Source organism: Pseudomonas sp. KK18, from assembly GCF_037094675.1.
In the GTDB taxonomy this organism is placed as follows: domain Bacteria; phylum Pseudomonadota; class Gammaproteobacteria; order Pseudomonadales; family Pseudomonadaceae; genus Aquipseudomonas.
The window spans coordinates 6,693,482-6,708,428 of the sequence record NZ_CP146605.1 but is presented as its reverse complement, the minus strand read 5'-3'; the positions used below and the strand labels follow the sequence as shown (position 1 = coordinate 6,708,428).

Sequence of the window (14,947 nt, the reverse complement as noted above, 5' to 3'; positions counted from 1 at the left end):
GAGGATGAACCGAATCAAAATGTGGAATGCGATCAACTGTGGGAGCGGGCTTGCTCGCGAATGCGGTGCCTCAGTCACAGATGTAGTGGCTGACACGCCGCATTCGCGAGCAAGCCCGCTCCCACATGGGTTTTGCGTTGCTTATAAGGTCAGGGTCAGGCGTTTTACCAGCGCCCCCGGCAGCAGATTGGATGACGTATTGCGCTGGCTATACGTACTCGCCGACAGCAGCAATTCCCGATCAGCGGTCAGCGCTTCCAGTTGCGTGCCCAGCAGGCTGTACACGCTGTCATCAAAGCGCATGGTGCTGACCGGCGCCTTGATCTCGCCATCCTCTACCCAGAACGTGGCGAAGCGGGTCATGCCGGTCAGGCGTGCGGCGGGCTGGTCGGAGTAGTTCAGGTACCACAGGTTGCTGATGTACAAACCGGTACCCAATTGCTTGAGGATATCGGCCTGGGCCAGGTTGCCGGCCGCCATCTGCAGGGCGCTGGGAGATTCATCGCCGCTGGCGCCATTGGTGCTCAAGCCGTATTCGGCAGCACTGCGGGAGTTCACCAATTGGCCTTCAGCATTGCCGGCATTGATCAGCTTCACATCACTGCGCGGATAGCCGTCACGGGAAAACGCCGAGCTCAGGGAGCCGCTGACCTGTTCGTCCAGGGTCACCAGCGGGCTCAAGGACTGATCACCGCCATACAACCGTTGCAACGGGCTGCCTTTGCTGGCGATGGCCTGGGCGGAAAACCCGCCCCAGGTGAGCATGCTGATGATTTCTTCCATGGCCGCCGGGGCAAGGTAGGCGCGGTATTGCCCCGGTGCCAGCGGGTGCAGCGGGCGATCAAGGTATTCCAGTTGCTCACGGGCCTGCTTGAAACGCTGGGCGAAGGCCACGCTGTCCCAATCGTTGCCGGCGTAGCTGGCTTTCACCGCTTCACCGTTGGCGTGGAACAGGCTGAAGTCGAAGTTGAAACTGTTGGCCTGGTGCCAGCCGAAGGCGCCTGATGAACTGGCGAAGCCACGGCTGATAGGGCCGGCGGCGTAGAAGCCGACCATGTCCACACCTTCAGCGGCCAGGCTGATTGCTTCCAGCACCTGGGCCAGGTCCGGCAGTGGTCGGTCCTGCTGGTCCTTGTTTTGCCAGGCGTTGTGGTTGAGCAGCAGGTACGGATCCTGGGGCAACAACGGCAAGGTCTCGCGCAGTTGTTGCAGGCCGTCGGCCAGGCGCTGGCGATCCAGTTCAGGCTCGCCCGCCAGGGTGATACCGAGGTCGGCGTGGCGCCCGTCGTTGATCAGCTTCAGGTTCAGGCTGGCCTGTTGCACCTGGCCGGCCTGGCGCACTTTGCCGTGGTTGAAACGCACAAACTCGGAGGACTCGTCGGCGTAGCCGAGGTGGAATTGTTCGTGGTCGGTGATGGCCTGCTTGAGCCAATCCACCAGGGCTTTGAAATTATTCATCAGGCGTCTCCCCCGAACACGTCCACGTTGCTGAACACACAGGCCGGCGACGCATGGCCGACGCGGATCACCTGGTTGGGTTCGCCCTTGCCGCAGTTCGGCGTGCCCAGCACCTTGAAGGTGCTGGCGTCGCCGACGGCGCTGAGGTTGCGCCAGAACTGCGCGGAAATCGCCCGGTAGTTGGGGTTCTTTACCACGCCTTTGAGCTCGCCGTTTTCAATCAACTGGCCCCACTCGCAGCCAAACTGGAATTTGTTGCGTGCATCGTCAATCGACCACGAACGGTTGGTGGACATCAGGATGCCGTTCTCGATGCCGCCAATCAGCTGCGCCATGTTCTGGTCGCCGGCCTCGATATTCAGGTTGGCCATGCGGTCGATCGGCGCGCGGTTCCAGCTGCAGGCACGGCTGTTGGCCACGCCTTGCATGCCGGCGCGGTATTGCGACAACGCACCGCCCAACGGCTTGAGCAGCAAGCCTTCGCGGATCAGAAATTGTTTGCTGGCCTTCGTGCCGTCGTCGTCATGCCCATAGCTGGCGAGCTGCTCGGGAATGTCCGGATCGAAGGTCACGTTCAGCAGGTTGGAGCCGTATTGCAGGTGACCGAAATCGCTGGCCTTGACGAAGCTGGTGCCGGCGTAATTGCGCTCGTCGCCCAGGATGCGGTCGAGTTCCAGCGGGTGGCCGATGGATTCGTGGATCTGCAGGATCATCTGGTCGGGCATCAGCAGCAGGTCGCGCGGGCCCTGGGGCGTGTTCGGGGCCAGCAGCAGTTGCAGTGCCTGGTCGGCAATCTGCGGCGCGGCGCCCACCAAGCCGAAGCGGCTGATCACGTCGAAGCCGCCTTGCTGGCCGAAGTTGGTGCCGCCCAGGGTGCGGGTCTGGCTGTCGTTGCCGTCGTAGGCCGTGACGTTGACACCCGGGAACACAAACCGCTGGGCCTGGCGCAGTTCGGCGCCGGCGCTGTTGAGGTAGATCTGTTCGACGTGGGTGGTGCCCAGGCTGACTTCCCAGTTCACCAGGCGCTCGTCCTTGGGCACGGCGGCCGATTCGGCGCCGAGCAGTTGGTAGCAGTCGCTCAGGGACGGGAAGGGCTGGTCGAGGCTCGGCGACAGGTAGTCGGCAATGTCGCTGGACACTGGCTGGTCGCGCAGGTCGAGCAGGGCGTGGGGCTTGATGAGCCGGGCTTGCTGTTCGGCGCGCTCAAGGGCGGCTTGCAGGCCGGGCAGGGAAATGTCGTGGGTGGCGGCGTAGGCTTCGACGCCATTGAGGCGCACGGTGAGCATCGCGCCTTCGTCCTGGCTGAGGTGTGGCGGCTCGGCGACGTTCTTGCGTACCGACAGGTACTGGCCGGACTCGCGGACGTAGCGCAGGGAAAAGAATTCGGCGGTAGTGCGCAGGGCACTGAACTGCTTTTTGAGTGTGGCGTGGTGTTCGAACATGGGGCCTTCCTTGTGGGCGGCTCGGCGCGGGCAGGCAAACAGAGTAGGCCTGGGCTGGGAGCTGATCAAGGAAAGTGTAGGCGGGCGGGAGGTCTTGCGGTGTCAGATCGGGCCTCTTCGGGAGCAAGCCCCCTCCCACATTTGATCGGGTTCACACGGTCAAAAATGTGGGAGCGGGCTTGCTCGCGAAGGGAGCACCTCGGTCCATCAGTTACTGCGCAGTAGGACCCACTTCACGCATCGGCTTGCCACGCACCGGCGCATCGCCTGCCACGTAGTAATCCGCAGTGCTGCGCGGCAGTGGCTTGCGGCCACGGATCTTGTCGGCGATTTTCTCGGCGATCATGATTGTCGGCGCGTTCAGGTTGCCGGTGGTGATGATCGGCATGATCGACGCGTCAACTACGCGCAGACCCTGCATGCCATGCACACGGCCTTCGGCGTCAACCACGGCCATCTCGTCGGTGCCCATCTTGCACGAGCAGGACGGGTGGAACGCGGTCTCGGCGTGCTCGCGGATAAATTTATCCAGTTGCTCGTCGGTCTGCACGTCGATGCCCGGGCTGATTTCGCGGCCACGGTATTGATCCAGCGCCGGCTGCTGCATGATTTCACGGGTCAGGCGGATGCCGTCACGGAATTCCTGCCAGTCCTGTTCGGTGGCCATGTAGTTGAAGAGGATGCTCGGGTATTCCCGTGGGTTCTTCGACTTCAGCTGCACGCGGCCACGGCTCGGCGAACGCATGGAACCCATGTGCGCCTGGAAACCGTGCTCTTTCACACCGTTGCTGCCGTTGTAGTTAATCGCCACCGGCAGGAAGTGGTACTGGATGTTCGGCCAATCGAATTCTTCACGGGTACGGATGAAACCGCCCGCTTCGAACTGGTTGCTGGCGCCGATGCCGGTGCCGTTGAACAGCCATTCGGCACCAATGGCCGGCTGGTTGTACCAGAGCAGCGACGGGTACAGCGAGACCGGTTGGGTGCAGGCGTATTGCAGGTACAGCTCGAGGTGATCCTGCAGGTTTTCGCCGACGCCTGGCAGGTCGTGGACCACCGGGATGTCGAGGCTTTCCAGCAGTTTCGCCGGGCCGACGCCGGAACGTTGCAGCAGTTGCGGCGAAGCGATTGCGCCGCTGCACACCAGGACTTCCTTGCGGGCACGGGCTTCAACGCGCTCTTCGGCAGCACCGATCAGGTAACGCACGCCGACGGCGCGCTTGCCTTCGAACAGGACTTTGTCGGTCAGGGCGTGGGTGACGATGGTCAGCGTCGAGCGCTTCTTGGCCGTGTCCAGGTAACCGCGAGCGGTGCTGGCGCGACGACCGTTTGGCGTCACGGTACGGTCCATCGGGCCGAAGCCTTCCTGCTGGTAGCCGTTCAAGTCTTCGGTACGTGGGTAACCGGCCTGTACGCCGGCTTCAACCATCGCGTGGAACAGCGGGTTGTTGCCGGCCTTTGGCGTGGTCACGCTGACCGGGCCGTCGCCACCGTGGTAGTCGTTCGGGCCGATGTCGCGGGTTTCGGCTTTACGGAAATACGGCAGGCAGTCCAGGTAGGTCCAGTCTTCCAGGCCCGGCAGTTTCGACCAGTTGTCGTAGTCCATCGCGTTGCCGCGGATGTAGCACATGCCGTTGATCAGCGAGGAGCCGCCGAGGCCCTTGCCACGACCGCACTCCATCCGGCGGCCGTCCATGTGTGGCTCTGGATCGGTTTCGTAGGCCCAGTTATAGCGGCGGCCTTGCAGCGGGAACGCCAGGGCGGCTGGCATCTGGGTACGGAAATCGAAACGATAGTCCGGGCCGCCGGCTTCCAGCAGCAGGACTGTGACGCCTTCGTCTTCGGTCAGACGGGTCGCCAGGGTGTTACCGGCGGAGCCGGCACCCACAATGATGTAGTCGTATTCTTGGGACATTGAATGCACCCTCGTGAAAGTTGGTTCAGGCTGCTTTTGTGGCGAGGGAGCTTGCTCCCGTTCGACTGCGCAGCAGTCGCAAAGTCAGCGCTCGAGTTCTGTCTGAAAGAACTGCGGTACCTGGCATGGGGCTGCTTCGCAGCCCGACGGGAGCAAGCCCCCTCGCCACATGGGCCATGCCAGGCTCAATCAGGTTTTAGAACACCGAGGCGTAGTCGCCCAGCTCAACCTGTACCGATTTGATGCGAGTGAAGTTGTTCAGCGAGCTGATCCCGTTTTCACGGCCCACGCCCGACTGCTTGTAGCCGCCCACCGGCATCTTCGCGTCGGACTCGCCCCAGGCGTTGATCCAGCAGATACCGGCTTCCAGCTGATGAATCACGCGGTGGGCGCGGTTCAGGTCCTTGGTCACCAGGCCCGCGGCCAGGCCGAAGTCGGTGTCGTTGGCACGGCGGATCACTTCTTCTTCGGTGTCGTAGGTGAGGATGCTCATCACCGGGCCGAAGATTTCTTCACGCACGATTGTCATTTCGTCGGTGCAGTCAGTGAACACGGTCGGGGCCACGTAGGCACCCTTGGCGAATTCACCGTCGGTCAGACGGTCGCCGCCGCACAGCACGCGGGCGCCTTCTTCTTTACCTTTGGCGATGTAGCCGAGCACGCTTTCCATGTGGGCGAAGCTGACCAGCGGGCCGAAGTTGGTGTTTTCATCTTCCGGGTTGCCGATGCGGATGCGGGCAACGCGCTCGGCGATCTTGGCTTCGAACGCGCCTTTGAGGGCGGTCGGAACGAACACGCGGGTGCCGTTGGTGCAGACCTGGCCCGAGCTGTAGAAGTTGGCCATCATCGCGATGTCGGCGGCGCGGTCGAGGTCGGCGTCGTCGAAAATGATCAGCGGGGATTTGCCGCCCAGTTCCATGGTGACTTCCTTGAGCGAAGAGCTCGAAGCGCTGGCCATGACTTTCTTGCCGGTGTCGGTGCCGCCGGTGAAGGAGACTTTCTCGATGCGCGGGTGTTCGGTCAGCCAGGTGCCGACTTCACGGCCACTGCCGGTCAGGACGTTGAACACGCCATCCGGAACGCCGGCGGCGGTGTAGATTTCAGCCAGTTTCAGGGTGGTCAGCGAGGTGACTTCGCTTGGCTTGAAGATCATCGCGTTACCGGCCGCCAGGGCAGGTGCGGATTTCCACAGGGCGATCTGGATCGGGTAGTTCCATGCGCCGATACCGGCCACGACGCCCAGTGGCTCGCGACGGGTGTAGACGAACGAGGTGTCACGCAGCGGGATCTGCTCGCCTTCGATGGCGGGCACCAGGCCTGCGTAGTATTCCAGCACGTCAGCGCCGGTGACGATGTCGACGTATTGGGTTTCGGAATACGGCTTGCCGGTGTCCAGGGTTTCCAGGGCGGCCAGTTCGTCGTTGCGCTCACGCAGGATATCGACGGCACGACGCAGGATGCGCGAACGCTCCATGGCAGTCATGGCGGCCCAGATTTTCTGGCCCTTTTCGGCGCTGACCACAGCGCGCTCGACGTCTTCTTTGGTGGCGCGTTGCACGTTGGCGAGAACTTCACCGTTAGCCGGGTTGATGGCTTCGAAAGTGGCATCGCTGCCAGCGTCGGAGTAGCCGCCGTCAATGTAGAGTTTTTGCAGTTCGAAACGGGCCATAAAGTCCTCGCAAGTGCATTAGTGGTTGGCGCGGTTCGGGAGTTGAGCGTTTATGTGTGCTCTAACTCACCTGCTTGGCCAATTGGAAATCCATGTATTCGTAAGCGATCCGTTGCGCCTGCTCCGTGTCAAAAGCGTCTCCCGACAGGGCGCCGCGCAACCACAAACCGTCGATCAGGGCCGCCAGGCCTCGGGCTGCGCTGCGTGCCTCGGGCAACGGCAACGCTCGGCGGAACTGGCAACACAGGTTGGAATACAGACGGTGATCGTTGATCCGCTGCAGCCTGTGCAATGACGGGTGGTGCATGCTGGTGGCCCAGAAGGCCAGCCAGGTTTTCATAGCCGGGCCGTTGACTTGGCTGGCGTCGAAGTTGCCTTCGATGATCACCTGAAGATGGGCCCGCGGGCTGTCATCTTTCAGCGCCAACCGGCGCTCGGTGACGTTCTCGATCAGCACGTTCATCAGGTACCGCATCGTGGCGGCGATCAGGCCATTCTTGTCCTGAAAATAGTGACTGATGATGCCATTCGAGACACCGGCCAGACGGGCGATCAGCGCAATGCTGGCATCCCCCATTCCGACCTGATCGACGGCCGTCAATGTGGCTTCGATCAACTGCTGGCGGCGTATGGGTTGCATACCGACCTTGGGCATCGTGCACCTCTCCTTAGGCCTGCCAACGGGCGATAAACGTCCGTCGGCTTGAGGGCCAGTCTATTTTGTTTTGATTGAACGTTCAATCAACAAAGAATAAGATCTGCGACAAATGGTCGCTGCCTACAGGTATTTCCTACGTGCATGTGGCGCCACCTGACATCGGGAAAACCCATGAAACAGCCCGGCACAGCGGTTCGCCGGGGGTTTATGGTTTTTCGGGGTGTCTTTATACACCCGTCCGTCGACTGCCGAAAAATCGATGGCTCGGGTCAAGCGTTGCCTTGTGTTTCTCTGCACTGCCCGGAGCATCTGTGCCATGAGTTCTGCCTCTCTTATAAAGACCCCGCCAGAAAAGGTGCGGGTCAACGGTTGGGTGTTCTACACCTCCACCGCGCTGATTCTGTTGTTGACCGCGATTCTGATCATCGCCCCGCAGGAAGCCGGCAGGATGCTCGGTGTGGCCCAAGCCTGGTTGTCGAAAAGCTTTGGCTGGTACTACATGGTCGTGATCGCCGCCTACCTGGTGTTTGTGGTGGGCCTGGCGTTTTCGTCCTATGGCAAATTGAAACTGGGCAGCAAGGACGACACCCCGGACTTCAGCTACGGCGCCTGGGCCGGCATGCTCTTCTCGTCGGGCATCGGCATCTCGCTGCTGTACTTCGGCGCCTCCGAGCCGCTGGACCACTACTTCAACCCGCCTGAAGGCGCATCGGCCACCGGCGAAGCTGCACGCCAGGCGTTGCAGTTGACGTTCCTGCACTGGGGCCTGCACGGCTGGGCGATCTACGCACTGGTCGGCCTGGCCGTGGCGTACTTTGCCTACCGTCATAACCAGCCGCTGGCCCTGCGCTCGGCGCTGTACCCGCTGGTGGGCGAGCGTTGGGTCAAAGGCGCGGCCGGTCACGCGGTGGACGGCTTCGGCATGTTCGTGACCCTGCTGGGCCTGGTGACGAACCTGGGGATTGGCTCGATGCAAGTGTCGTCCGGGCTGGAAAACCTGTTCGGCATGCAGCACAGCAACACCAACCTGCTGATCGTGATCATCGTGATGAGCACCGTGGCGACCATTGCCGCCGTGTCGGGTGTGGAGAACGGCATTCGCCGCCTGTCCAACCTGAACATCGTGCTGTTCAGCGGCCTGCTGATTTTCGTGCTGCTGTTCGGCCCGACCCTGCACCTGCTCAACGGCTTCGTGCAGAACATCGGCGACTACATGAACGGCATCGTGCTGAAGACCTTCGACCTGTACGTGTACGAAGGCGACGCCGACAAGACCGAACGCTGGATGGGCCTGTGGACCCTGTTCTACTGGGCCTGGTGGATTTCCTGGGCGCCATTCGTGGGCATGTTCATCGCGCGTATTTCCCGTGGTCGCACGGTGCGTGAACTGGTGGCCGGCGTGCTGCTGATCCCGCTGGGCTTCACCCTGGCGTGGCTGTCGATCTTCGGCAACTCGGCCCTGGACCTGGTGGTGAACCATGGCGCGGTGGAGTTGGGCAAGACGGCGCTGGAACAGCCGTCCATGGCGATCTACCAACTGCTTGAGCATTACCCGGCGTCGAAAATCGTCATCGGTGTGTCGATCTTCGTGGGCTTCGTACTGTTCCTGACCCCGGCGGATTCCGGCGCGGTGATGATGGCGAACCTGTCCTGCAAGGGCGGCAACGTTGACGAAGATGCGCCGCACTGGCTGCGGATTTTCTGGTCGGCGGTGATCACCCTGGTGACCATCGGCCTGCTGTTCGCCGGTAACTTCGAAGCCATGCAAACCATGGTGGTGCTGGCGGGCTTGCCGTTCTCGGTGGTGCTGGTGTTCTTCATGTTCGGCCTGCACAAGGCGATGCGCCAGGACGTGGCGATCGAGTTGGAGCAGGCGCAGTTGGCCGAGCGTGGTCGGCGTGGTTTCAGCGAGCGTTTGACTGCCCTGGACCTGCAACCGAGCCAGGGTACCGTGCAACGCTTTATGGACAAGCACGTCACGCCGGCGCTGGAAGAAGCGGCGACTGCGTTGCGTGACCAGGGGCTGGAAGTGCAGACCCTGCTGGGCAAATCCAAGCGCTGCATTGGTGTGCGCATCGAGATGCAAGAGGGCAATCCGTTTGTCTACGAGGTCAGCCTGGATGCTTATTCGTCGGCACCGAACGACTTGCCCGAGGAAGAACGCACGCGCTACTACCGCGCCGAGGTTTACCTGCACAACGGGCCTCAGGAATACGACCTGATGGGCTTCACCCAGGAGCAGATCACCCGGGACGTGCTCGATCAGTTTGAAAGCCATCGGCAGCTCCTTGGCCGTGTCTATAGCTGAGTGTTGAAAGGACAGGTGGTGTCGTTACTGACACCACCTGAGCAAAATGTGGGAGCGGGCTTGCTCGCGAATGCGCAGTGTCAGTCAGTACATCTGACACTGATACACCGCATTCGCGAGCAAGCCCGCTCCCACATTTATGTTGCGGTGTCTGTTAGCCCAGGTTCTTGCCCAAAAGGGCGTGATAGAGCTCGCTGTCACCCAGAATCCCCACCACCTTGTTGTCGTCCTGCAGCACCAGCTTGTTGCCTGTCTGGTACCGAATCTGCAACGCCTCACGCATTCCGATATTGGAATCCACCAGCGTCGGCATCCGCCCCAAACCTTCCACGGCTTGCCCCGGTGCCCAGTTCTGCAGGTTCAGCACCGAACCGTTCTGCCGCGCGCCCTTGATGGTGTTGCCTTCGGCCAGGTCCAGCCACGAGTCACCGCCCGGGTCCAGGCTGATGGAGCCGTTGACGTGGGTGCAGTTATCCACCGTGCGCATCAGGCTGCGGCCACACAGCACATTCAGCGGGTTGGTGTGGGCCACGAAGGTCCGCACATAGTCATCCGCCGGGTTCAGCACGATCTCTTCCGGCACGCTGTACTGGATGATCCGCCCGTCTTTCATGATCGCGATGCGGCTGCCGAGTTTCAGCGCCTCATCCAGGTCGTGGCTCACGAATACGATGGTCTTGCTCAGCTTGCGTTGCAGCTCCAGCAACTCATCCTGCAAGCCCTGGCGGATCAGCGGGTCGAGTGCCGAGAAGGGTTCGTCCATCAACAGGATATCGGCGTCCATCGCCAATGCGCGGGCCAGGCCGACACGCTGCTGCATGCCACCGGAAAGCTCGTCGGGCTTCTTGTTGCGCCACTGCGACAGGCCCACCAGTTCCAGCTTGTCATCCACCAGCTTGCGCCGCTCTTTCTCCGGGCGGCCCTGCATTTCCAGGCCGAAGCTGATGTTCTCGCGCACCGTCAGCCAGGGCATCAGGGCGAACTTCTGGAACACCATGGCGATGCGCTGGGTGCGCATCATTTTCAGCTCGGCGGGGGTGCAGGATGCGATGTCGATCTGGCGACCTTCATGCTCCACAAACAGCTTGCCGCGGCTGACGGTGTTCAAGCCGTTGATGCAGCGCAGCAAGCTCGACTTGCCTGAACCGGACAGGCCCATCAGCACGCAGATCTCGCCTTTCTCGACATCCAGGCTGGCGTTTTCAACGCCGACAATCTGCCCGGTCTTTTTCAGGATCTCGTTGCGCGTCATGCCCTGGTCCAGCAGCTTGAGCGCCTCGCGTGGGTCTTTGGAGAAGATCACGTCGACATTTTCGAATCGGATAATGCTCATGCATCACCCCCTACTTTGGCGTCGGGTTGTTTGCAGATGCGGTCGAGCATGATGGCCAGCAGTACGATCGCCAGGCCGGCTTCAAAGCCCAGGGCGATGTCGGCGGTGTTCAGCGCGTTGACCACCGGTTTGCCGAGGCCGTCGGCGCCCACCAGGGCCGCGATCACCACCATCGACAACGACAGCATGATGCATTGGGTAATGCCGGCGGCGATGCTCGGCATGGCGTGGGGCAGTTCGATCCGCGAGAGCAACTGACGGCGCGAGCAGCCAAAGGCCTTGCCGGCGTCCATCAACTCTTGCGGCACATCACGGATACCCAGGTAAGTCAGACGGATAGGCGCGGCAATCGCAAACACCACCGTGGAAATCAGCCCGGGCACCACACCCAGCCCGAAGAGGGTCAGGGTAGGGATGAGGTAGACGAAGGTCGGTACGGTCTGCATCAGATCGAGCACCGGCCGCATCAGGGTGTAGAACATCGGTTTGTGCGCGGCAACAATGCCCAGCGGCACGCCGATCACCACGCAGACCAGGGTGGCGAACAGCACTTGCGCCAGGGTCTCCATGGTTTCCTGCCAGTACCCCAGGTTGAGGATCAGCAGGAAGGAGGCGATGACAAAAACGGTCAGGCCCCATTTGCGTTGAATGAAGTGAGCGAGCAGCGCAATCAGACCGATCAATGCCAGTGGATTGAACCAGGTCAGCGCGAACGTCACGCCGTGGATCATCGTTTCCAGGGTCGATGCGATTGCGTCGAAGTAGGCGGCCCCGTGTTGGGTCAACCACTCAACGAAGGCAGCGATGTACTGGCCTAGCGGGATTTTATGTTCAGTCAGCATGGTAGTGAATGTCCACATGCGAAGAGGAAAAACATCCCGGGCCAGCGTACCGGCCCGGGGTCAGCGGTTACTTGGCGAGGTAAGCTTTGACGGCCTCCAATCCTGGTTTGCCATCGACAGTGGTGACACCGGCGAGCCAGGTGTCGAGCACTTGCGGGTTCTTCTTCAGCCACGCCTTGGCGGCGGCGTCGGGCTTCATTTTGTCGTCCAGGACGTTACCCATCAGGGTGCTTTCCATGTTCAGGGTGAACGACAGGTTTTTCAGCAACTGGCCCACGTTGCTGCATTCCTGGGTGTAGCCCTTGCGGACGTTGGTGTAGATGGTGGCCTGGCCGTAGTTGGGGCCGAATGAATCATCACCCCCGGTCAGGTACTTCATCTTGAAGCGGGTGTTCATCGGATGCGGTTCCCAGCCGAGGAACACGATGGCCTGGTCGCGCTTGGTGGCGCGTTCCACCTGCGAAAGCATCCCGGCTTCGCTGGATTCGACCACTTTGAAACCGGCAGTTTTCAGGCCGAAAGCGTCCTTGTCGATGAGGGTCTGGATGGTCCGGTTGCCGTCGTTGCCCGGCTCGATCCCGTAGATCTTGCCGCCCAGCTCATCCTTGAATTTGACGATGTCGGCGAAGTCTTTCAGGCCCTTGTTGTACAGCGCTTCCGGTACGGCCAGGGTGTACTTGGCGTTTTCCAGGTTGGCGCGCACGGTTTCCACGGTGCCGGCATCACGGTACTGCTTGATGTCGTTTTCCATGGTCGGCATCCAGTTGCCGAGGAAGATGTCCATGTTCTTGCCGTCGGCCAGGGACTTGTAGGTCACTGGTACTGAAATCATCGTGGTGCGGGGTTTGTAGCCGAGGCCCTTGAGGACTTCGCTGGTGGTGGCCGTGGTGACGGTGATGTCGGTCCAGCCGACATCGGAGAAGTTGACGGTCTGGCATTGCGCCGGTTCTGCAGCGTGAGCCACGACTGGCAGACTCAGCATGGCGGCCAACAACAACGACGGGGAACCTTTCATGGGGGTGGACTCCTGGTGTTTTTCTGGCGGCAATAACACCGCGCTTATAGGTGTTGCGGTTGGGCGTGCGGCACAGCTCTGCCACGCAACTGTGCAAACGAGTCGAGACTGATCATGTACCAGTGAAAATCTGACGCCTACAGGGGGCGTCGTATCCAGTACAGGGATGGTCGTATCCAGTGTCGGTGACGTCGCTTACAGATTTTTTCCACGGCAAAACTGCACTTTTTACCGATCTGCACCGCAAAAAACGGCCAAAACGTCGCCTTCCACAACAGCGGCGCTGATGAGCATGGGTACGTCGGTGTGAGACGCCGTGAGCGCCAGCAAAAGCTTGATGATGGCCGCATCTGGGCGGATTGCGACATGAGCGTAGCAGCTCCGTCACCAGGCGTTATGTGCGCCTGGCCTGTGCTCATCGAGGAGTTTCACGGCAATGGCTATCAGCGTTTTCGACCTGTTCAAGATCGGCATTGGGCCTTCGAGTTCTCACACCGTCGGCCCCATGCGCGCCGCGGCGTTGTTCGTTCAAGGATTACGTGAACGTGATGTGTTGGAACAAGTCAGGCGCGTCGAAGTTCAGCTGTATGGCTCCTTATCGGCCACGGGCATCGGTCACGGCAGCGACAACGCGGTGATCATGGGCCTGATGGGCGAGTGGCCGGACGCGATCGATCCGTCACAGATCGGCATCCGCATCGAAACCCTGCGCGAGACCAACACCCTGCTGCTGGACGCACGTTTGCCGGTGCCTTTCTTATGGGCGCGGGACATGCGCCTGATCGACGAAAACCTGCCGTTCCACCCCAATGCCATGACCCTGGTGGTGTTCGGTGATAACGGCGAGCTGCACCGCGACACCTACTACTCGGTGGGCGGCGGATTCGTGGTGGATGAAGCCCAGGCCAACAGCGGCGTGGCGGACATGGACCGCACCGAGCTGCCCTATGATTTTTCCAGTGCGGTGGAACTGCTGCAGCTGTGCAAGACCCACAACCTGCGCGTCGCTGAGCTGATGTTGGCGAACGAAAAAACCTGGCGCTCGGAAGAAGAAATCCGCAGCGGCCTGATGAAGCTTTGGCGCGCCATGCAGGATTGCGTGGAGCAAGGCCTAAAGCACGAAGGCATCCTTCCCGGCGGCCTTAATGTTCGGCGGCGTGCAGCCAAGTTGCACCGCAGCTTGCAGGAGCTGGGCAAGCCGAACGTGATCGGCTCGACCTTGAGCGCGATGGAATGGGTCAACCTGTTCGCCCTGGCGGTGAATGAAGAAAACGCCGCCGGCGGGCGCATGGTCACGGCACCGACCAACGGCGCGGCGGGGATCATCCCGGCGGTGCTGCACTACTTCATGAAGTTCAGCGAAGAAGTGACCGAAGCCAACGTGGTCGACTATTTCCTCGGCGCAGCGGCGGTGGGCATCCTGTGTAAGAAGAACGCGTCGATCTCGGGTGCCGAAGTCGGCTGCCAGGGTGAAGTCGGCTCGGCGTGCGCCATGGCGGCGGCGGGGTTGGCGGAGATCCTCGGGGCTACGCCGGAGCAATTGTGCAACGCGGCGGAGATTGGCCTGGAACACAACCTCGGCCTGACCTGCGACCCGGTAGGCGGGCTGGTGCAGGTGCCGTGCATCGAGCGTAATGCGATTGCCGCGGTGAAGGCGATCAACGCGGCGCAGATGGCGCTGCGGGGGGATGGCCAGCACTTCATCTCGCTGGACCGGGTGATCCGCACCATGCGCGATACCGGGGCGGATATGCATGACAAGTACAAGGAAACATCGCGGGGTGGGTTGGCGGTGAGTGCGGTGGAGTGTTGATCCGGAAAGACCGCGTCGCCTGCATTCGCGAGCAAGCCCGCTCCCACATTCGACCGAGTTCCTACTGAAAAAACGCGGTCAAGTGTGGGAGCGGGCTTGCTCGCGAATGCGGTAGACCGGGCAACACTGCTCATAAAGTGAACACCAGAACCAAAAGCGCCACCTTTTAGCGCGTCGCAATTAGATAAGTAGCTCCCGAACGATTTCCCCTCATGACCATCGGTCACCCGTGCTTGTGGTGACAGACTTTTCCCACGTCGTTTCTCTCCCTTCCCACAAGTGCTACCGATCTGCTCACACACCTTGAGCCTGCGTTCTCTCACGTCTTTTCTGGGTCATATCCCCCACTCCATGCGCGGGCTTATATAGACACGTCATGAGGTCGTTTTCAGGAGTTATTGAATACGCATTCAACTTTAGGCATGGCATTTGCTCTATCAATACAAAGCCTCTCGCCATAGGAGTTTCCTTAAGGCGATGAGCGCAATAACAAG

General features: G+C 61.1%; 10 protein-coding genes. 2 read left to right on the top strand and 8 right to left on the bottom strand.

What is annotated here, in order from left to right:
• Positions 1-141: 141 nt before the first annotated feature.
• From V6607_RS30535 to betI, 5 genes are all read right to left on the bottom strand, one after another.
• Positions 142-1,458 (bottom strand): TldD/PmbA family protein, encoded by a 1,317-nt coding sequence (locus tag V6607_RS30535; protein WP_134327446.1) that lies wholly within the window; start codon positions 1,456-1,458, stop codon positions 142-144.
• Positions 1,458-2,900 (bottom strand): TldD/PmbA family protein, encoded by a 1,443-nt coding sequence (locus V6607_RS30530; RefSeq protein ID WP_134327445.1) that lies wholly within the window; start codon positions 2,898-2,900, stop codon positions 1,458-1,460. The genes V6607_RS30535 and V6607_RS30530 overlap by 1 nt, the downstream gene beginning before the upstream one ends.
• A 211-nt stretch (positions 2,901-3,111) precedes the next feature.
• Complete coding sequence (gene betA / locus V6607_RS30525) at positions 3,112-4,815, bottom strand: choline dehydrogenase (protein ID WP_087693216.1); 1,704 nt, start codon at positions 4,813-4,815, stop codon at positions 3,112-3,114.
• Positions 4,816-5,011: 196 nt separating this feature from the next.
• Entirely contained in the window at positions 5,012-6,484 is a 1,473-nt protein-coding gene (gene betB / locus V6607_RS30520) for a betaine-aldehyde dehydrogenase (RefSeq protein ID WP_003216900.1), read from the bottom strand.
• A 61-nt stretch (positions 6,485-6,545) separates the two neighbouring features.
• Positions 6,546-7,139, bottom strand: coding sequence for a transcriptional regulator BetI (gene betI, locus V6607_RS30515; RefSeq protein WP_003216902.1), 594 nt, complete (start codon positions 7,137-7,139; stop codon positions 6,546-6,548).
• A 376-nt stretch (positions 7,140-7,515) separates the two neighbouring features.
• Here betI and V6607_RS30510 point away from each other — a divergent pair, with 376 nt between their 5' ends.
• Positions 7,516-9,450: a BCCT family transporter gene (locus V6607_RS30510; RefSeq protein WP_236260840.1), complete on the top strand. Its 1,935-nt coding sequence runs from the start codon at positions 7,516-7,518 to the stop codon at positions 9,448-9,450.
• Between the two features lie 154 nt (positions 9,451-9,604).
• Here the strand turns inward: V6607_RS30510 and choV are convergent, their stop codons facing one another.
• The 3 genes from choV to V6607_RS30495 form a co-directional block, all read right to left on the bottom strand.
• Positions 9,605-10,783 carry a choline ABC transporter ATP-binding protein gene (gene choV, locus V6607_RS30505; RefSeq protein WP_134327444.1) on the bottom strand — a complete coding sequence of 393 codons (1,179 nt, stop codon included), beginning with the start codon at positions 10,781-10,783 and terminating at the stop codon, positions 9,605-9,607.
• Complete coding sequence (gene choW, locus V6607_RS30500) at positions 10,780-11,625, bottom strand: choline ABC transporter permease subunit (protein ID WP_003216909.1); 846 nt, start codon at positions 11,623-11,625, stop codon at positions 10,780-10,782. The genes choV and choW overlap by 4 nt, the downstream gene beginning before the upstream one ends.
• 67 nt (positions 11,626-11,692) lie before the next feature.
• Positions 11,693-12,640, bottom strand: coding sequence for a choline ABC transporter substrate-binding protein (locus V6607_RS30495; protein WP_003216912.1), 948 nt, complete (start codon positions 12,638-12,640; stop codon positions 11,693-11,695).
• A gap of 436 nt (positions 12,641-13,076) precedes the next feature.
• On the opposite strand from V6607_RS30495, the gene V6607_RS30490 reads away from it, so the two are divergent.
• A complete protein-coding gene (locus V6607_RS30490) occupies positions 13,077-14,453 on the top strand; it encodes an L-serine ammonia-lyase (RefSeq protein ID WP_008434038.1) in 1,377 nt (458 codons plus the stop codon).
• Positions 14,454-14,947: the final 494 nt, after the last annotated feature.